Origin of the sequence: Sulfitobacter albidus, from assembly GCF_018200035.1 — a bacterium.
GTDB classification, from domain to species: Bacteria; Pseudomonadota; Alphaproteobacteria; order Rhodobacterales; family Rhodobacteraceae; genus Sulfitobacter; species Sulfitobacter albidus.
The window spans coordinates 119030-138776 of record NZ_CP073582.1 but is presented as its reverse complement, the minus strand read 5'-3'; the positions used below and the strand labels follow the sequence as shown (position 1 = coordinate 138776).

Here is a 19747-nt window from a genome sequence, read left to right as displayed (position 1 = left end):
CATTCCAACCCGTTGCGCCGGGGTCGCTTTTTCGGCAGGCTGCGCGGATGGTTAAGCAAGCTGACGGGAATGAGCGCGGATGAGCCGACTGGAGATTTCATCGGAACCGGTCACCCTGCCGCTGCCGGCGGGCCCCGGTGTCGAGAAAACGCTGCCGCCCGCGCTTGAACAGGTGTTGTTCGGCGAATGCGATACGATCTTTGCCGTGCTTGACGCCGGGCGGATCGACGGGCTGCGCGAACGTCTTGCCGCGCTGGGTGTCGCGCATCACTCGTTATTCTCGGAACGCATGACCGAGGAGGCGGGGGATAGCGCGCCCTGGCTTGTGGCGTTTGATGCGAAGAATCCATTGCTTTACCGGATGCTGTGCGATGTTGAAGGCGACCACGCCGGGGTTCACGGCGTGTTGCGGCGCGGGGCAGGGATCCTGCTGCGCTCGGAGCTTGAGATCGCGGTCTTGCGTCAACATCTGCGCCGTTTCATGCGGGTAAAGGACGCGCACGAGCGAAACTTCTTCTTTCGGTTTTGGGAGCCTGAAGCGGCGGCGGTCTATTTCCGTACCGTCGCTGAGCGGTCTGAGACTGTCGTGCGGTGGATGTGTCCGCACGGCGCACCGGCGGGGATCGACGCGTTTTTCTTTCCGGTCTGGCTGGACGGGCCAGAGTTGTTGTGCGCAGTGCCCGTCGATCTGCCAGACCCGCCGCCGCCGCCGCGCGGCCGTTTTGCGCTTACCGAAGAGGAGGTTGAGGCGTTCGGTGCGCTGCAATGGCGCCGCGACCGACAAGCGCTTGCAGAGCGGCTGGCACAAACCTTTCCTCACAAGGCCAAAGCCGCGGGAGATGATTTGCGTCCGATCGTGCACGAAACGGTTGATGCCTGCGTCGGTGCCGGGTTTTGGCGGCGCGATATGCTTTTCACCTTTTGCGCGTGGGCGCTGCATTTCGGTGTGGATTTCATCGCGCGCGATCCCAAAGGCGAGGTTGCGCGCCTGATGGCGCTGCCGCTATCGGTGGAGGAACGCTTTGAATTGATAACCGAGCGTATGGATACGCTCGAGCGGGATCACTTCGCCTTGCCCGGCTCGTTGGGATAGATAACGCGCTGAAAGCCTACGTCCGGCGCGAAACCCAGCCTGTCGATGAATGAATCGCGCCGGGAAGAAATATGCCCCCACCCCTGCAAGAGCGCGCGGCGCTCTGCCTCTGTGGGTTCACCCCCCGAAATCATCCGCGCGGCCACGCCAGCGGGCATATCCGAAGGGGGCGCATACAGGCTTCCCGATGGGAAGGATTTGAACGGCACCTTCTGCGCGATTGCCTTGTTGTACATGATCCGAAGCGGAATTGTGTTGAGGCCGGCCTTCACATGGTCGCGCTGCATGCGCAGGGAATTCGTGTAGGTGTAGGTATGCGCGCCCAGCATCAACCCGGTCACGCCCCGCACGCGCCGCTCGACGATTTCTGTGGGCATGTTCTGCAAGGCGCCAGACGGATTGCCGGGCTCGATCCAGCCCTCGCTGACCCAAAAGCTGGTTTGCGCGGTCTGGGCCTTCCGGGCGGCGGCGATATCGACGGACCGTGCGGCCTCCGCTTGGGCGCGACTGTGAAAAGTACGATCTTGTGCGCTTTCCAAAAGCACGTTTTCCGGCCCGGCCCTATAGCCTCCACCAACGTCCGAATGCGCTCCCGGAAGCTCGCGCGTCTGCCCGCCGCCCGGTTTGTTGTGATTGAGACGGAAGTTCTCGCGGTATTCGTTTGCCGCCGTGAGGTGATAGATCATTTCGGCCTGTGCGCTGCTGCAGTGCACATTCACGGGGCCGTTGTCGTCGTTGGTGCCCAAACCGATGGCTGCGACCGTGTCAAAGATACCGACGAAGCGAAAGACGACATTGCGCCCCTCGGGCACTGACGCCTCGTTTTCGTCGATGTGTATGCCGCGCCAGATACTCCAGTCGACGGCGTTGTATTTGATAAACCCCTGGCGGAAACAATTGACAAAATAACGTGCCGCCGCAGCACCCCGGCTAAAACCAAAGACGTCCACGGTGATTTCTTCGGGTTCATTGCCGCCTGATAGCTGGGTGATGAGATGACCCAGATCCAGACAGGCCTGAAACACGCGTGCTTCCACCCCCGAAGGTCCGGTGCCAAAGGTGGCGCCGGCTATATTGTCGGGCCGGTAATCGCTCACGTTATCCGTGGTGCCGATGCCCGAGACGTAAATCCGGCCGAATTTCTTGCAGTATCCCGTCCCGTCCTGTTCCCAGTCATCGGATTTGCGTTTGTACAGATCGCTGAGCAGCGAGACGTTCGAGCGACCGTTGTCATAGCTGGCGCCTCCCGCGCCCTCGCCGCGCTCACCAGCGGCGACGTTTGCGGTGTTGTTGTTCGTCCCGTCAAAAAAGACGCCGATTTCCAGCTTGGTAGCGGGGCAGGTCGCGGCAGTATTGCCCGCCGTCCCGGCCGCACCCGAGGATTGGTTTGATGCGGCGGCTTGCTGGCTGACGGATGGTGTGCTCATGCGCGCGGCTCCGGGCAGTGGGTCTGGGGGGATACGGGCGGATAAGTGTCCGAGTAAGCTTCGAACAATCCCGCGAATTCGCGCGGGTTTTTGGAGTAGTCACGGTCATTGGCGGGGCTGCGCGCCCCGCAGATCATTTCCAGATCGATCGGTTGGGGGTTCGCCTCGGTGCGCTCCCCGCCGATCACCAACAAACCGTGCGGCCCGAAGATCACCTTGAGCTCGACCGTCTCCCCCAGTGATGCCGTGCGGGGCAGGTCACCTGCATCCAGCGTGACATCTGCCCGATACGCGCGATTGCTCAAAAGCTCGACCCAGACCGCCTCCACACGCGCTGTCCTGCCCCCGGGCCACGCCCCAAGATTTCTGCCCGAAGTCCGGATTTGCCGCTGATCCGCCTTGCTGGAGTGCACCGATGGCAAAGAGGCACCGCCGGTGCTGTCGTTGATCCGAAAATCGACCAGCATCACGGGGACCGCGCTGTACGTGCCAAAAGACAAAACCAGGTTATCGGGCGTCTTTGCCAGACACCCAGACAGGATAAACGCCAAGGCAAATACCGCGGCCCGGATCATGGGCGCAGCTTTCGCGCGCCGATCGGTCGCACATCGAACCGACCTGTTGCGAGATCCACGAGGGTGAAGCGTTTTGTCATGATGCGCTCCTCCAGCCATTCGGGGTAGGGGGCTGGGAAGAGGTCGTCGACGTCTGGGATGGGATCGCCCGTGGCGGCGGGCCCCGGTGCATAGATGAACATCCGTTTCATGGGCCCGAATTTGGTCACCGCGCGGTCGAACATCGGCTGCTGATCCCGGTCGTCCATATCGAGAATGAAGGGATCGGCGCCAAGGATGAAATCGAGGGCCGCGCGGTCGGGCGCGGGGGCCGCTTCCGGATTAAAGAGAAAGGGGGCCTCGACCAGGCCCTGCACGATATCAACATGCACAAGCCCGTGTCGCTCACTCCAGAGCAGCAGGTTTCCGAAAGCGGTATGCGCCAGCGCGTGGACATCGGTAATGCGCGGTTCGGTATCGGCCTGTGTCTCCTCTTTCTCGACGCCTTCCGGCAGGATCGGGAAGCCGAAATCAGGGTCATTACGAAAGAGCTGGGCAATTTCGGTCTCCAACTCGCGTGGCAGGCACAGGCGCAGCATCCCGTCCGCCAGATCACCAACACCGGCTTTTGCCCAGAAATCGAGCATGATGGCGGGGACCCGCCCCAAGTTTGGCGTGATGAATTTCTCCGGCACCTCAAGCGCCTGGGCCAGCGGACCCCGCTCGGACAGGATCCTGTCGATCGACGCCTCGGCGTCGGGCATTGCGCTGTAAGTTGCCATGAATAACCCCGCTATGCATCGACGCTAGCACGGTTTTCTGGGTGCGAAAAGCCGACAGATCGGATCCGTGTCTCGCAAGGTTGCACGCACGGATACCGCAAGACACAGGGCCGTTTGCGGCGAATGCGCTTGGGTTCTGCCCCGAATTCAGTACACTTCACGCAACCGTTTCAGAGCGATGAAGTTTTACCCATGTCCGGCATGCCGCCCTCAGATCAAAGGCACGATATCTGGACGCAGGAACAGAAGGCGGCCAGCCCGTCCACGGCGCCCGTCTTTGTGGTGCGAAAAATTGGCGGTATCACTCCCTTGGCCGCCAATGCACCGCTGAGCGGGCGGGTGTGCGCACCGGACGCGTTGATGGCCCCCCTGTTCGACCAGCCCAAGCCTCTGCCAGCCGAAACTGGGGAAATTGGAGGGGATAGCGTGCCGCCTCTGGGCACTTTTGCTGTGCTTGACGCGGCGCGGATCCCGGATCTGCCGGAACTGCTCGAAACATCGGGTCTGCCGCATCTGTGCCTCTTCACGGGTGAGATTTTTGACGAGATGAACGGGGTCGCCCCCTGGCTTGTGGCGCTGGACGAAACCAGCAGCTTCACCGCGAAATTATTCACCGCTTCCGACGCGTCCTGGCATTTGTGGGGTCTGGACGGTGGCATTTTTCTGCGCGCACGGGGGCGCCTTGAGGACGTCCACAAGCACCTGCGTCGCTATACCCGCATCCGGGGTGAGCAGGGGGCTGGTTTTATCAGCGATTTTGGGAGCCTGCGGCCGTTGAAACTATGCTCGGCACGGATGCCTCTCCTTTCTTCTGGCGGGGCCATCGTGTCTGCGCCGGGTTGTGGCGCCGGTGGGCGACGCGGCCACGATCATCGATCTTGAGCCTGTCCCGCAGGGGCCGTCGCAACCGTCCTTGCGCGCGCAGGACCGAACGTCGCTCGACAAGGTGGTGGAGCGGCGGTTCGTTCGGGATTTTGCCAGAACGCTGCGTGAGACCGCACCGGCGCAACAGCGTCGGCTGGGAGACCCCGACGCGGATGCCGTAAGTGCCAGCGTCGAGGCAATCCTTGAGGATGTTGCGGGGGTCGGATTCCGTCGCAAGAGCGATATCGCGCGCCTTGCGACGATTGCCTTCTTTTACGGGCGGTGGGTCATGTGGGATCCGCGCAACGTGGCGCTCGCGCGCAGCACGCTGGGTGCGGAAGACCGCAGTCCGGCCCTGCGCGCGCTTCGGTTCGAAGAAGGTCTCAAGGCGCGGGCCGACCACGGTGCGATCACCGAAGATGCGGGTCTGGCGCGGGTCCTCGCGAACCTGCGCGCCCACGTGCGCCGCGGACACGACGCGGATGCGGGTTGGCATTTTGAAGATGCGCGAACGCGTGCGCGGTTTCGCCGGGTGTGCGAGGATCAGCAGGATCATCACGGTCTGCCAGCGGCGGGTACGACGTATCACCGTGCGGCGCACACTGCCATCGCCTGTCTGTGGACCCCGTTTTTCCTGGACGACCCTGCGCATGCTCAGCTCCTCGCCCTCTTTCAGGATGCTTCGGAGGGTATCGAGGCACGGTTGATCGAAACGCTTTCCGGGCGGTTGGGCGAAGGGGTCCTGAAGCAGCCGGGCGGCTGACGTAAGATATGACCGGGCGCAGGTCGCAAAGGCCCCGCAAAGCGGAAATGATGTGCATAGCTGCTGTGCGATATTGGCAATTTTGGATAGTTGCGCCGCGAATGCACCGATGGCAATTCAGTCACAGACGCGGTCTTATCTGATGCAGACACTGCGGAACCGCCAACCGGACGGCACGGTTCTCGCCGAAGGAGTAACCTTGATCGGGCCGAATGCGCAGCACGAATTTGTGTACGATGCTCCGACAGGGCCCGTCGCCTGTATTAAGGAGCAATCCGGTAGGATGACCGCACCTGTATCAAACGCCCAGCGATTGCCGTTACCGACGGTGGTGGCGCTCGCAAAAGCGGTGCTGAACCGGGCCGACCGGGGACGAGCCGCGTCGCAAATCGTGGGGAATGTGATCCGTGATCAGTTTTGAAGAAAGGGTGGCGGCATTCAATGGGGTGCTCGCACTCAGTGATCCATACGCGCGAAGGATCCAACAATTTTCCCACGATGTCGTTTTACGTCTGACAGAAAAGCGTCCGCTGGCGGTATCCCAACGCGCGCGTCTTCTGACGCAGGATCCTGATGTGATCGCGCCTGCGCTTGAGGAATACGCAAAAGTCGTGCGCTTGTCGGCAATACGCTTGCGAGAGTTGCTTGCGCAGGAACAGATCATTCCGGCAGTTCTCGCCGCGCGCGGCTGGCCTGATGTTTACTGGCGCAGTATTGAGCACGTGCTGAACGATTTTGCGACACCGGTTGATCCCGTCTTGCCCCATCCGCATGAATTTTCCCGTGTGCAAATAGCCGAGATCAAGCGTGTCTTTCCAATATCCTCCACGGCAAAGGATCCCATGCAGGGACATGGGGAAACCTTTCTCGCAAACCTGCGGGACCAGGGGAATCCCTGGCGTTAGAAAACCGTCGGGAATAAAAAAAGGGCCTACTGATCCAGCAGGCCCCCTTTTTCGTTTCTGTGCCGGGGCTAGAATTGCAGGCGAACCTGGCCAGTGACACCCCAGCTTTCGACATTGCTGCCCGTGCGGGCATCAATCCGGATTGCCGCGTTCAGTTGTCGCGGCGATACGGTGCCGACGGGATCGAGCAGGCGGACATAGTTCAGGCCCGCGCTCAGCTCTCCGTAGCTACCAAGGTTCGACAGCGCAATTTCGTTCGCACGGCCCTGATTGTCGGTAAAGACCGCCGACGGATCATCACCAAAATCGTTGTAGTAGGTTGCTGTCGCGAAATAGTTGATCAGGCTGACTTCGTCGGGCAGGAATTTGGTTTGCGAAACCGTTCCGCTGATGAAGCCCAGACGCGCTTCGCCATCGGCCAGCTCCAGCCTGCCGTCCGTTCCCAGGTCGATTTCGTCTGTCTCGTAATTCGAGAAAGAGAAACCGGCCGACCCGACAAAGCTCATCCCTTCGAATGCCTTGATCGGCCAGGAGTAGGAGACCGCTCCCGATAGGGTCTGCCCCTTGGTTTCGTATCGCTGATCGTCCAGATCAAAGGCAGCGCCGGGGATAAGCTCAATGTTCGACGAGTCGTATTTCGTTGTCTCGAGCCGGTACTGCAAATCGACGAACAGCGGTCCACGCGATGCGGTGGCGTAGATCCCGCCGTAGGTTTGGGTGAAGTCCGTGTTCGTCACCGATCCAAGCGGGCCGGTGGCCTGACCCGTCAGCGGATCAAGCGTGCGCACTTCGTTGACGCTCGACCCGCGGTTATAGCCGCCGACCGCGCCGAATGCCATGTCGAAGCCATTGAAATAGCGGTCATCAAAGCAAGCAAAATCCCCGCCAAGCTGGATGCCCTGATAGCTCAGATCGACCGGTGTCCGGCCACCGGACCCACGGCGTACGTCGCGGAAATCCCCTTCCGCGTTTGCCTGGCCGCCGGTCAGACGCGCCCACCCGCCGCCGCCGCAGGGGCTTTCACCCGGATCGTCCGCAAGCCCGGTAACAAAGGGTGGCGTGGGCCGGTTGATCACCGCACCGACCAGTGTCTGGGTCAGGCCAACCGTCGCCGCGAGGCTCGCGATGCCCGAATTGACCTGGCTTTGCAACGTGATGCTGCCAGCCCCGTTGTCCTGAACGAAATACTCAAATCGGCCGAACTCTGGCGTTCCCTCAATCGTGCCGAAGGACAACGTATTGTCGCCCTCGTAATTGAACAGGACCAAGCCGTCGATGTCGCCCGAATCCCCGCCAATGTTGGCAAAGCTGAGCGTAACGTTCTCGCCAGACAGGTCGCCGCCCACGTCAATCCGGTCGCTTGAGACTGAGCCTGTCGAAAGATCGGCGTCAAACGCGATGGTCCCGGCAAAGCGCGCGTCGCCCGCAATGCGTACCACGGTACCCACCGTTCCGTCCTGCAACGAGAATGTGCCGCCGCCGCTGTCGAGCCCTCCCAGAACCGCACCGTCGCCAAGTTGCGTCAGCGAACCACCGGTTGTGGCAAGGGTCCCCAACACGGTACCGTTAATCGCAAAGACGTCGGCGCCAGCGTTGACAACGCGCTGCCCGGCACTGCCCAAAATCCCGTCTGCCCCCAGGCGCAAGGTTGATCCGGCGTTTGCACGCACCGCCCCGCTGAGGGTGCCATCGATCGTATTGGTGCTGCCGTTTTGCAGGAATGTGCCGCCACCAACATCCAGGGTCTGCCCGGCAGTCACCGTCAAATCGCCGTTGGTGTCAAAAGCACCGGTGATGGCCGCGTCACTATCGCCAAGCGTGACAGTCCCAAAGTTCTCGACAGCGCCGTCGAGCCCTCCAGAAAGCACGAGCGTTGCCTCGGCAAGATTGGCAAGTCCACCATCGACGGCGAATGGTTCACCGTCGGCGACATTGACCGTGCCCAGATTGCGCAGCGCGCCCGCAATTCGGCCGCCAGCTCCGGTCAGCGTGGCCGAGGCCAGGTTGTCGACATTTCCCGTGACCGTACCAGCCAGGGTTGCGGTGGCGCCGGCGCGGTTCAACAATCCGCTTCCCAGTGTGCCATCCCGTGCCACGGTCAATGCCGCGCCGGAGAGGTTTGTGACCGGGCCCTCTGTCACCGTAAGCGTGCCTCCGGTGACATCAAGTTGGCCCGCATTCACAACAGAACCTTGGACGGTCGTATCTGCACTGACGTCAGTCGTCCCGCCAACCGCGTTGGATAGTGTTCCCGTGCGACCACCGGCAAGGTCCAGATCCGCATCATTCGTGATCTGGCCGGAAACATCGGCCCCCTGAAGGGTCACAAGCTGGCCACCGTTCCGGTTGAAGACGCCGGAGTCGGTTGTGAGGGCACCTGTGATGCGCAGTACGGAACCCGCGCCATCGTTAATCGTGCTGCCGGTCGCGATGCTGCCTCCGGCTGCGATGTCCACCTGTCCACCGTCACGATTGGTCAGAACCGAAACGCCGGAAATGCGGCCATTTTCCGCGACGCTCAGGGCACCGGTATTGTCCAGAGCATCGTTCGTCAGCGTAAGACTTCCCGAGACACCGGTCTGCCCTGTGTTGGAAAGACTTTGGGTGACGGTCACGTCGCCCGCGATGGTGGAATTTGTCGCAAGCGTCGTTGCACCATCAAGGACAAGCGTTCCGTCGATTGACTGTGCGCCACCAAAGGTGGCTCCCTCCGCAATGGTAATCGTCTCGGAAATAATGGTCAGCCCAGTTTCCGCATCGTTGCGAATGTCGCCGCTGCTCGTAAAGGCGCCGCCGACGTTCAGGGTGTCCGCGCCCGGAGTTGTCGCATCAAGCGTTCCTGCATTGCTGAAATCGCCCGACACGCTGCGCGTTCCCGCGATCGAAAAGGCCCCGAAATTGTCGACCGTTCCAACAGAACCACCATCGAAAAGCACCGTACCGGCGTTGCTCAACCTGCCAACGACTGCTCCGTCGTTCAGGTCGAGCGTTCCGCCGCTCACCGTAACATCACCGACGACGGCGCTACCAAGGGCCAGCGCGCCGCCGGTTTGCGACAAGGCACCTTCGACCGTTCCGCCGGTCGTCGTGACGTCGCCGCTGGCGATTTCCAGATCACCACCGATCGTGCCGCCAGCGATATTCGCTGACCCTGCGACGATACGGACGCCCTGCATCACCGTTCCCGCCGACATGACAAACGCCCCAGAGGTGTTGTCGAGGCTGGCAACCGTCCCGCCGCCGATCTCCACGGTGCCGCCGGTGTTCTCGACTGCCGCTGTGCTCCCGCCGTCAATGTCGAGCGTGCCACCCGATACGGTCGACGCTCCGTTCAGCGCGCCTGTCCCATCGACGATCAACTCGCCGCCGGTGACGGTGGTGGCGCCCGCGACTGCGGTGCCGGAGTTCGTCACTTCGCCTGCATCCACGTTCAATGCGCCAGCGATATTCCCCGCCGTGAGCGTGCCGGTGCCCGAGGTATTGTCCAGGCTGGCAACCGTCCCGCCGCCGATCTCCACGGCCCCACCCGTGTTCTCGATCGCCGCCGTGCTCCCGCCGTTGATGTCGAGCGTGCCACCCGATACGGTCGACGCCCCGTTCAGTGCGCCCGTCCCATCGACGATCAACTCGCCGCCGGTGACGGTGGTGGCGCCCGCGACTGCGGTGCCGGAGTTCGTCACTTCACCCGCATCCACGTTCAATGCGCCAGCGATATTCCCCGCCGTGAGCGTCCCAGTCCCGGAAGTGTTGTCGAGGCTGGCAACCTTCCCGCCGCCGATCTCGACCGTGCCGCCGGTGTTCTCAATCACGGCCGTAGTCCCGCCGTCGATGTCGAGCGTCCCGCCCGAGACGGTGGCGGCCCCGTTCAGCGCGCCAGCGTTGTTCACGATCAACTCGCCGCCGGTGACGGTCGTAGCGCCCGCGACTGCGGTTCCGGAGTTGGTGACTTCGCCCGCATCCACGTTCAACGCACCCGAGATATTCCCCGCCGTCAGCGTGCCGGTGCCCGAGGTATTGTCGAGGCTGGCGACAGTCCCCCGCCGATCTCCACGGTGCCGCCGGTGTTCTCAATCGCGGCCGTAGTCCCGCCGTCAATGTCGAGCGTGCCGCCGGAAACGGTGGACGCCCCGTTCAGCGCGCCTGTCCCATCGACGATCAACTCGCCGCCGGTGACGGTCGTGGCGCCTGCGACTGCCGTGCCGGAGTTCGTCACCTCGCCCGCGTCCACGTTCAATGCGCCAGCGATAGTCCCCGCCGTGAGCGTCCCAGTCCCGGAAGTGTTGTCGAGGCTGGCGATCGTCCCGCCGCCAATCTCGACCGTGCCGCCAGTGTTCTCAATCGCGGCCGTAGTCCCGCCGTCAATGTCGAGCGTACCGCCCGAAACCGTAGAGGCTCCGTTCAGCGAACCCGTCCCATCGACAATCAACTCGCCACCGGTGACCGTTGTAGCCCCAGTGATCGCCGTACCAGAGTTCGTCACCTCGCCCGCGTCCACGTTCAGCGTGCCCGAGATGATCCCCGCCGTCAGCGTCCCAGTCCCGGAAGTGTTGTCCAGGCTGGCAACCGTCCCGCCGCCGACCTCCACGGTGCCGCCGGTGTTCTCGACCGCGGCCGTACTCCCGCCGTCGATGTCGAGCGTCCCGCCCGAGACGGTGGACGCCCCGTTCAGCGCGCCAGTGTTGTTCACGATCAACTCGCCGCCGGTGACGGTGGTGGCGCCCGCGACTGCGGTGCCGGAGTTGGTGACTTCGCCCGCATCCACATTCAGCGTGCCGGAGATGGTCCCCGCCGTAAGCGTCCCAGTCCCGGAAGTGTTGTCCAGGCTGGCAACCGTTCCGCCACCGATCTCCACAGTGCCGCCGGTATTCTCAATCGCCGCCGTAGTCCCGCCGTTGATGTCGAGCGTGCCACCCGATACGGTCGACGCCCCGTTCAGTGCGCCCGTCCCATCGACGATCAACTCGCCGCCGGTGACGGTCGTGGCGCCCGCGACTGCGGTGCCGGAGTTGGTGACTTCGCCCGCATCCACATTCAGCGTGCCCGAGATGGCCCCCGCCGTGAGCGTCCCGGTGCCCGAAGTGTTGTCCAGGCTGGCAACCGTTCCGCCACCGATCTCCACAGTGCCGCCGGTGTTCTCAATCGCGGCCGTAGTCCCGCCGTCGATGTCGAGCGTCCCGCCGGAGACCGTAGAGGCTCCGTTCAGCGAACCCGTCCCATCGACGATTAACTCGCCGCCGGTAACGGTGGTGGCGCCCGCGACTGCGGTACCGGAGTTGGTGACTTCGCCCGCGTCCACGTTCAGCGTGCCGGAGATGGCCCCCGCCGTGAGCGTCCCTGTGCCCGAAGTGTTGTCCAGGCTGGCAACCGTTCCGCCACCGATCTCCACAGTGCCGCCGGTGTTCTCGACCGCGGCCGTAGCCCCGCCGTCGATGTCGAGCGTCCCGCCGGAGACCGTAGAGGCTCCGTTCAGCGAACCCGTCCCATCGACGATTAACTCGCCGCCGGTAACGGTGGTGGCGCCCGCGACTGCGGTGCCGGAGTTGGTGACTTCGCCCGCATCCACATTCAGCGTGCCGGAGATGGCCCCCGCCGTGAGCGTCCCGGTGCCCGAAGTGTTGTCCAGGCTGGCAACCGTTCCGCCACCGATCTCCACAGTGCCGCCGGTGTTCTCGACCGCGGCCGTAGCCCCGCCGTCGATGTCGAGCGTCCCGCCGGAGACCGTAGAGGCTCCGTTCAGCGAACCCGTCCCATCGACGATTAACTCGCCGCCGGTAACGGTGGTGGCGCCCGCGACTGCGGTACCGGAGTTGGTGACTTCGCCCGCGTCCACGTTCAGCGTGCCGGAGATGGCCCCCGCCGTGAGCGTCCCTGTGCCCGAAGTGTTGTCCAGGCTGGCAACCGTCCCGCCGCCGATCTCCACGGTGCCGCCGGTGTTCTCGATCGCCGCCGTAGTCCCACCGTCGATGTCAAGCGTGCCGCCCGATACTGTGGAGGCGCCGTTCAGCGCAGCCGCGCCCGTAACAAGCAGCTCGCCGCCGGTAATCGTTGTCGCCCCGGTCACTGCGGTGCCGGAGTTGGTGACTTCGCCCGCATCCACGTTCAGCGTGCCGGAGATGGTCCCCGCCGTGAGCGTCCCTGTGCCCGAGGTATTGTCCAGGCTGGCAACCGTCCCGCCGCCAATCTCGACCGTGCCGCCGGTGTTCTCGACTGCAGCGACTGAGCCCGCGTTGATGTCGAGCGTGCCGCCCGAAACGGTGGAGGCGCCGTTCAGCGCGCCTGTCCCATCGACGATCAACTCGCCGCCGGTGACAGTGGTGGCGCCCGCGACTGCGGTGCCGGAGTTTGTCACCTCGCCCGCGTCTACATTCAATGTGCCAGCGATATTCCCCGCCGTCAGCGTCCCGGTGCCCGAGGTGTTATCGAGGCTTGCAACCGTCCCGCCGCCAATCTCGACGGTGCCGCCGGTGTTCTCGATCGCCGCCGTAGTCCCGCCGTCGATGTCGAGCGTGCCGCCCGAGACGGCGGAGGCCCCGTTCAGCGCGCCTGCGTTGTTGACGATCAACTCGCCGCCGGTGACGGTGGTGGCGCCCGCGACTGCGGTGCCGGAGTTCGTCACTTCACCCGCATCCACGTTCAATGCGCCAGCGATATTCCCCGCCGTCAGCGTGCCGGTGCCCGAGGTATTGTCCAGGCTGGCAACCGTCCCGCCACCGATCTCCACGGTGCCGCCGGTGTTCTCGACCGCCGCCGTGCTCCCAGCGTCGATGTCGAGCGTGCCACCCGATACGGTCGACGCCCCGTTCAGTGCGCCCGTCCCATCGACGATCAACTCGCCGCCGGTGACGGTGGTGGCGCCCGCGACTGCGGTGCCGGAGTTCGTCACTTCGCCTGCATCCACATTCAGCGTGCCGGAGATGGTCCCCGCCGTAAGCGTCCCAGTCCCGGAAGTGTTGTCCAGGCTGGCAACCGTTCCGCCACCGATCTCCACGGTGCCGCCGGTGTTCTCGATCGCCGCAACTGTGCCCGCGTTGATGTCGAGCGTGCCGCCCGATACGATAGAGGCGCCATTCAGCGCGCCTGTCCCGTTGACGCGTATTTCCCCGCCTTCCAAGGCGATGCCATTCGCAGCAGTCAGAGTCCCATCGACTGTCAACAGAGACCCGGGATCCTGGCTGGTCAAATTCTGGACGTTTACGCTGGTTGTCGCGCCAATGGAAAACTGGCCGCCGTTTTCGTTCGTGAGGGTATTAACACCCTGAATGACGCCCCCAGGGATTATGTTGAAAGTCCCTCCATCATTTGTCAGATCGTTCCCACCGCCTGTCAGAACCGCGCTTAGGTCAACTTGATTGATGTTGATCAGATCATTGCTCAGCGTTCGATCATTGGCGATGTCGATATCGGCGTCATTGATTAGTGTCCCGTCGAGAATGACGTTTGTTCCCAGCGTCGCGCTGCCATCAAAGGTAGCGCCCATCTGGAGGGTGATCGTCGTACCGGTGAGCGTAACGGTGTCGGTATCGTTTGTATCGACATCGCCGGCGAGGGTGAAATCTCCGGCGGTGACCGTAGTTGGGGCGCTTGCAGAGCTGAGGTTCAACGTACCGTTATTTGTGAAACGCCCGGCGATCGAAAAAGAATTGCTGGCTTCAAAAGCGCCGTCGTTAGTGACGTCCGCCAGAGTGCCGCCCGAATAGGAAACAGTTGCCGAATTTGTTAGAAGCCCGCCAATCTGTGCGCCTGCATTGAGGTTGAGTGTACCCCCAGTGACAGTTGTTGATGTGCCGACTGATGTGGAGAGGTTCACAATCCCGCCTGTTTGCGTGAGCGAACCTTCCAAGATACCTCCGGAAAGAGTTGCGGTGCCGTTGTCGACGTTCACGGTGCCTGAAATGCGACCGCCTGTAACGGTGCTGGTCCCAGAGGTGTTGTCGAGGCTCGCAACCGTCCCGCCGCCGATCTCGACCGTTCCGCCGGTGTTCTCGATCGCGGCCGTAGTCCCCCCGTCGATGTCGAGCGTGCCACCCGATACGGTGGATGCGCCGTTCAGTGCGCCAGCGTTGTTGACGATCAACTCGCCGCCGGTGACAGTGGTGGCGCCCGCGACTGCGGTGCCGGAGTTTGTCACCTCGCCCGCGTCTACATTCAATGTGCCAGCGATATTCCCCGCCGTCAGCGTCCCGGTGCCCGAGGTGTTATCGAGGCTTGCAACCGTCCCGCCGCCAATCTCGACGGTGCCGCCGGTGTTCTCGATCGCCGCCGTAGTCCCGCCGTCGATGTCGAGCGTGCCGCCCGAGACTGTGGACGCCCCGTTCAGCGCGCCTGCGTTGTTGACGATCAACTCGCCACCGGTGACCGTTGTAGCCCCAGTGACCGCCGTACCGGAGTTGGTCACTTCGCCCGCATCCACGTTCAGCGTGCCGGAGATGGTTCCCGCCGTCAGCGTCCCGGTGCCCGAGGTGTTGTCCAGGCTTGCAACCGTCCCGCCGCCAATCTCCACCGTGCCGCCGGTGTTCTCGACTGCAGCGACTGAGCCTGCGTCGATGTCGAGCGTGCCACCCGATACGGTGGCGGCCCCGTTCAGCGCGCCTGCGTTGTTCACGATCAACTCGCCGCCGGCAACCGTTGTCGCCCCAGTGACCGCCGTACCGGAGTTCGTCACCTCGCCCGCATCCACGTTCAGCGTGCCCGAGATGGTCCCCGCCGTGAGCGTCCCGGTGCCCGAGGTGTTGTCCAGGCTGGCGACAGTCCCGCCGCCGATTTCGACCGTGCCGCCGGTGTTCTCGACTGCAGCGACTGAGCCTGCGTCGATGTCGAGCGTCCCACCCGAGACGGTGGACGTCCCGTTTAGCGCGCCAGCGTTGTTGACGATCAACTCGCCACCGGTGACCGTTGTAGCCCCAGTGACCGCCGTACCGGAGTTGGTCACTTCGCCCGCATCCACGTTCAGCGTGCCGGAGATGGTTCCCGCCGTAAGCGTCCCGGTGCCTGAAGTGTTATCCAGGCTGGCAACCGTCCCGCCGCCGATCTCCACCGTTCCGCCGGTGTTCTCGACTGCAGCGACTGAGCCCGCGTTGATGTCGAGCGTGCCGCCCGAAACGGTGGAGGCGCCGTTCAGCGCAGCCGCGCCCGTAACAAGAAGCTCGCCGCCGGTAATCGTTGTCGCCCCGGTCACTGCTGTGCCGGAGTTGGTCACGCCGCCCGCATCCACATTCAGCGTGCCGGAGATGGTCCCCGCCGTGAGCATCCCGGTGCCCGAGGTGTTGTCCAGGCTGGCGACAGTCCCGCCGCCGATTTCGACCGTGCCGCCGGTGTTCTCGACTGCAGCGACTGAGCCTGCGTCGATGTCGAGCGTGCCGCCGGAGACGGTGGACGCCCCGTTCAGCGCGCCAGCGTTGTTCACGATCAACTCGCCGCCGGTGACGGTGGTGGCGCCCGCGACTGCGGTGCCGGAGTTCGTCACTTCACCCGCATCCACGTTCAATGCGCCAGCGATATTCCCCGCCGTCAGCGTCCCGGTGCCCGAGGTGTTGTCGAGGCTGGCGACCGTGCCGCCGCCAATCTCCACCGTGCCGCCGGCGTTCTCGACTGCAGCGACTGAGCCCGCGTTGATGTCGAGCGTGCCGCCCGAAACGGTGGAGGCGCCGTTCAGCGCAGCCGCGCCCGTAACAAGAAGCTCGCCGCCGGTGATCGTTGTCGCCCCGGTCACTGCTGTGCCGGTGTTGGTGACGCCGCCCGCATCCACGTTCAGCGTGCCGGAGATGGTCCCCGCCGTAAACGTGCCGGTGCCCGAGGTGTTGTCGAGGCTGGCAACCGTCCCGCCGCCGATCTCGACCGTGCCGCCGGTATTCTCAATCGCCGCTGTGCTCCCGCCGTCGATGTCGAGCGTCCCGCCCGATACTGTGGACGCCCCGTTCAGTGCGCCAGCGTTGTTCACGATCAACTCGCCGCCGGTGACGGTGGTGGCGCCCGCGACTGCGGTGCCGGAGTTCGTCACTTCACCCGCATCCACGTTCAATGCGCCAGCGATATTCCCCGCCGTCAGCGTCCCGGTGCCCGAGGTGTTGTCGAGGCTGGCGACCGTGCCGCCGCCAATCTCCACCGTGCCGCCGGCGTTCTCGACTGCAGCGACTGAGCCCGCGTTGATGTCGAGCGTGCCGCCCGAAACGGTGGAGGCGCCGTTCAGCGCAGCCGCGCCCGTAACAAGAAGCTCGCCGCCGGTGATCGTTGTCGCCCCGGTCACTGCTGTGCCGGTGTTGGTGACGCCGCCCGCATCCACGTTCAGCGTGCCGGAGATGGTCCCCGCCGTAAACGTGCCGGTGCCCGAGGTGTTGTCGAGGCTGGCAACCGTCCCGCCGCCGATCTCGACCGTGCCGCCGGTATTCTCAATCGCCGCTGTGCTCCCGCCGTCGATGTCGAGCGTCCCGCCCGATACTGTGGACGCCCCGTTCAGTGCGCCAGCGTTGTTCACGATCAACTCGCCGCCGGTGACGGTGGTGGCGCCCGCGACTGCGGTGCCGGAGTTCGTCACTTCACCCGCATCCACGTTCAATGCGCCAGCGATATTCCCCGCCGTCAGCGTCCCGGTGCCCGAGGTGTTGTCGAGGCTGGCGACCGTGCCGCCGCCAATCTCCACCGTGCCGCCGGCGTTCTCGACTGCAGCGACTGAGCCCGCGTTGATGTCGAGCGTGCCGCCGGAGACTGTGGAGGCACCATTCAGTGCAGCCGCACCGGTAACAAGCAGCTCGCCGCCGGTAATCGTTGTCGCCCCGGTCACTGCTGTGCCGGAGTTGGTCACGCCGCCCGCGTCCACGTTCAGCGTGCCGGAGATGGTCCCCGCCGTGAGCGTCCCGGTGCCCGAGGTGTTGTCGAGGCTGGCGACCGTGCCGCCGCCGATCTCCACGGTGCCGCCGGTGTTCTCGACCGCCGCAACTGTGCCCGCGTCGATGTCGAGCGTGCCGCCTGAGACGGTGGAGGCGCCGTTCAGCGCGCCACCCGTTACGGTCACTTCGCCATTTGAGACGTCGGTCGCGCCGGTCACTATACCTCCGGTCGTGACATCGGTGGTGCCCGACTGGTTACTGAGGCTGCCGACAGTGCTTGAAATCGTGGCTGTTCCCGTGCCAGCCATCGTGACGGCGCCGGTCACACCGCCTTGAAGGCTGAAATTCCCCGCCCCGGCCAAGGACGCACCGGTTCCCAGCAGATTGCCGAAGCTGAGCGTCTCGCCCGTATTCTGGGCGGTGATTGTCCCCGCCACATTCAATGTGTCGCCGGTGAACGTCAGGGTGTTCCCGCCGCCAAGATTGCCCAAGATGCTCGCAGCGTTTACGGCGCCCCCAACGGTAACGGTGTAGGGCGCCGCCGGGAGGGCCGCCCCGAAGACCGCATCATCGCCCGAGGCAAAGTCTTGGTTGGTGTTCGGAAGTGCCCCTGGTATCCAGAGATTTGTTCCGCCGCCTTCCTGCCAGATGCCGTTACCCCCCAGAGCAAGAGGGCCTACGCCGCCGCCGGCATCCCAAAACAGCGTCTCGGCCATGCTCGCGCCCGAGATCACCATTGCCCCCCTGTCGCCAGAACAAAGACAAGCTGTGTTGCGCGACCGAGCCGGCAGTGCTTGCGCAGGCTGCGTTGACGAATACCGAGCTGGACAGGCGTGGCGGCAGAGGGGGCGTGGGGCGTCATGGCAAATTCCGATGGGTTAAAATTACTGCAACAAGACAGAACATTTTTTCCGCGCGCGCGTAAACCTTTTCTCGTCGCACGCGAACTTCCAGCAGTGCAACGTGGTCGATTTGCATTGTTTTCGGCAGTGAATGGGTGACCGGAAATGCGTTGCGCGGTCGGCGCGCAACTTGACCGCCCGGCGACTTAATCGCAAGGTTTGCGGGCAGCGTTCGAATTGCGGGCGCAAACAGCCGGGGAATTTCAATAGCATGTCGCGTTTCAGCAAGGTCGCCTGGAAGGAAGGTCTGTTCCTCAAGCCGCAGCATTTTCAGCAGGCAGATCGCTATATGGAGCGGTTTCTGACAGCGCGCACGATGCATTTGACGCCTTTTCCGTGGGGGATTTCCGAAATGACGTTCGACCAGAGCCAACTGCGCCAAGGCAAGCTGGAGCTGGAGATTGTGGCGGGCATCATGCCCGATGGCACGCCATTTGATGCACCTCACACCGGCCCGCTGCCGCGAGAAATCGACGTGCCCGAAGAGGCAATTGGAAAGCTTATCTGGCTGACTCTCCCCAACGCCGCGCAGAACGACCGTGAAGTCGGATTGGAGGATGAGGCAAGCCTGCGCTACGCGCTTGAGGAAGAGCGTGGCGTTGCCGATACCGCGTCAGCCTCGCGAATCGAAGAATCATTGGAGATAGCCGTCCCGCGCCTGGAGCTGACACTTCGGGACAAGGCGCGCGAGGGCTATCAGTGCATCTGCCTTGGCCGGGTGGCGGATGTAAGCGATGGCACGATTGTGACGCTCGACCAATCCATGCCGCCCACCGGTCTGGTTCTGGCTGCCCACCGTGCATTCGAAGGGTATCTCAAGGCGGTGACCGGGTCGGTCGAAGCCCGCTTGGAGGTTCTTGAACGCTACGCCGCCGATCCGACGTCTGGCGGGGGCATGCAGGACAAGGACTATCTGATGTTGATGGTATTGAATCGGAACCTGCCCATTCTGAGGCATCTTGCGCGGATGCCATCCGTCCATCCCGAACGGTTGTTCGAAACGCTGGCAGCACTTGCGGGGGAACTGGCGACCTTCGAGGACCGCGAGCGTCGGGTGCGTGATTATGGCCGATATCGCCATGATCAGCCAAAAGAGACCTTCAAACCGCTGGTTGACGACATCCGCCGACTATTGAGCCGTGACGTGGGTCGCGCGTTGCGACTGCCGCTGGAGCAACGCCGGGAGAATTCCTTTGCCGCGATTGTCGAGGATCCGAACCTCTACGCGAATTCGACCTTTGTGATTGAGGTTGCTGCGGCGCTGCCGCTCACACAAATCCAGCAGCAGTTCCCGCAGCTGTGCAAGGTTGGCCCCTCGACCCGGATGAAGGAAATCATCGTCAACAACATGCCCGGCATCACGTTGGTGCATACGCCCAATCCGCCTCCCCAGATCCGGGTCGTCGCGAATCACGTGTATTTCGTGATTGACAAGATGAGCCCGCTTTGGCGCGAATTCTCGGTGGCGCCCGCATTGGGGATGCATTTTGCGGGGGCATGGCCGGGATTGGAACTTGAACTTTGGGCCATTCCGGAGGGACGTTGAGCCATGTCATCTGACGACGACGACGACCGCACGGTCTTTGGCCAGAAACTTCCGCCGCAGGGGCAGGCGCCACGCCGCGCGCAACCCC

The 19747-nt window shown here is 63.5% G+C and carries 10 protein-coding genes; 5 read left to right on the top strand and 5 right to left on the bottom strand.

Annotated features, from left to right (window positions below):
* The first annotated feature begins 79 nt into the window (after positions 1 to 79).
* Positions 80 to 1093, top strand: coding sequence for a DUF4123 domain-containing protein (locus tag KDD17_RS17470; protein ID WP_212706323.1), 1014 nt, complete (start codon positions 80 to 82; stop codon positions 1091 to 1093).
* On the opposite strand, the gene KDD17_RS17465 is transcribed toward KDD17_RS17470, so the two are convergent.
* From KDD17_RS17465 to KDD17_RS17455, 3 genes are all read right to left on the bottom strand, one after another.
* Positions 1063 to 2520: a T6SS phospholipase effector Tle1-like catalytic domain-containing protein gene (locus tag KDD17_RS17465; RefSeq protein WP_212706322.1), complete on the bottom strand. Its 1458-nt coding sequence runs from the start codon at positions 2518 to 2520 to the stop codon at positions 1063 to 1065. The genes KDD17_RS17470 and KDD17_RS17465 overlap by 31 nt on opposite strands.
* Complete coding sequence (locus tag KDD17_RS17460; RefSeq protein ID WP_212706321.1) at positions 2517 to 2849, bottom strand: hypothetical protein; 333 nt, start codon at positions 2847 to 2849, stop codon at positions 2517 to 2519. Before KDD17_RS17460 ends, KDD17_RS17465 begins: the two co-directional genes overlap by 4 nt.
* A 242-nt stretch (positions 2850 to 3091) precedes the next feature.
* Positions 3092 to 3856 carry a GAD-like domain-containing protein gene (locus KDD17_RS17455; RefSeq protein ID WP_212706320.1) on the bottom strand — a complete coding sequence of 255 codons (765 nt, stop codon included), beginning with the start codon at positions 3854 to 3856 and terminating at the stop codon, positions 3092 to 3094.
* A gap of 192 nt (positions 3857 to 4048) precedes the next feature.
* On the opposite strand from KDD17_RS17455, the gene KDD17_RS17450 reads away from it, so the two are divergent.
* The 3 genes from KDD17_RS17450 to KDD17_RS17440 all read left to right on the top strand — a co-directional run bounded on the left by KDD17_RS17450 (position 4049) and on the right by KDD17_RS17440 (position 6388).
* A complete protein-coding gene (locus tag KDD17_RS17450; protein WP_212706319.1) occupies positions 4049 to 4738 on the top strand; it encodes a DUF4123 domain-containing protein in 690 nt (229 codons plus the stop codon).
* Positions 4698 to 5483, top strand: a complete 786-nt coding sequence (locus KDD17_RS17445; protein WP_212706318.1) for a hypothetical protein — start codon at positions 4698 to 4700, stop codon at positions 5481 to 5483. The genes KDD17_RS17450 and KDD17_RS17445 overlap by 41 nt, the downstream gene beginning before the upstream one ends.
* A gap of 407 nt (positions 5484 to 5890) precedes the next feature.
* Positions 5891 to 6388: a hypothetical protein gene (locus KDD17_RS17440; RefSeq protein WP_212706317.1), complete on the top strand. Its 498-nt coding sequence runs from the start codon at positions 5891 to 5893 to the stop codon at positions 6386 to 6388.
* 68 nt (positions 6389 to 6456) lie between these two features.
* On the opposite strand, the gene KDD17_RS17435 is transcribed toward KDD17_RS17440, so the two are convergent.
* Both KDD17_RS17435 and KDD17_RS17430 read right to left on the bottom strand, forming a co-directional pair.
* Entirely contained in the window at positions 6457 to 10356 is a 3900-nt protein-coding gene (locus KDD17_RS17435) for a beta strand repeat-containing protein (RefSeq protein ID WP_212706316.1), read from the bottom strand.
* Positions 10357 to 10379: 23 nt separating this feature from the next.
* Entirely contained in the window at positions 10380 to 17948 is a 7569-nt protein-coding gene (locus KDD17_RS17430) for a beta strand repeat-containing protein (protein WP_212706315.1), read from the bottom strand.
* 376 nt (positions 17949 to 18324) lie between these two features.
* Here KDD17_RS17430 and tssK point away from each other — a divergent pair, with 376 nt between their 5' ends.
* Complete coding sequence (gene tssK, locus KDD17_RS17425) at positions 18325 to 19659, top strand: type VI secretion system baseplate subunit TssK (protein WP_212706314.1); 1335 nt, start codon at positions 18325 to 18327, stop codon at positions 19657 to 19659.
* The last annotated feature ends 88 nt before the right edge of the window (positions 19660 to 19747 follow it).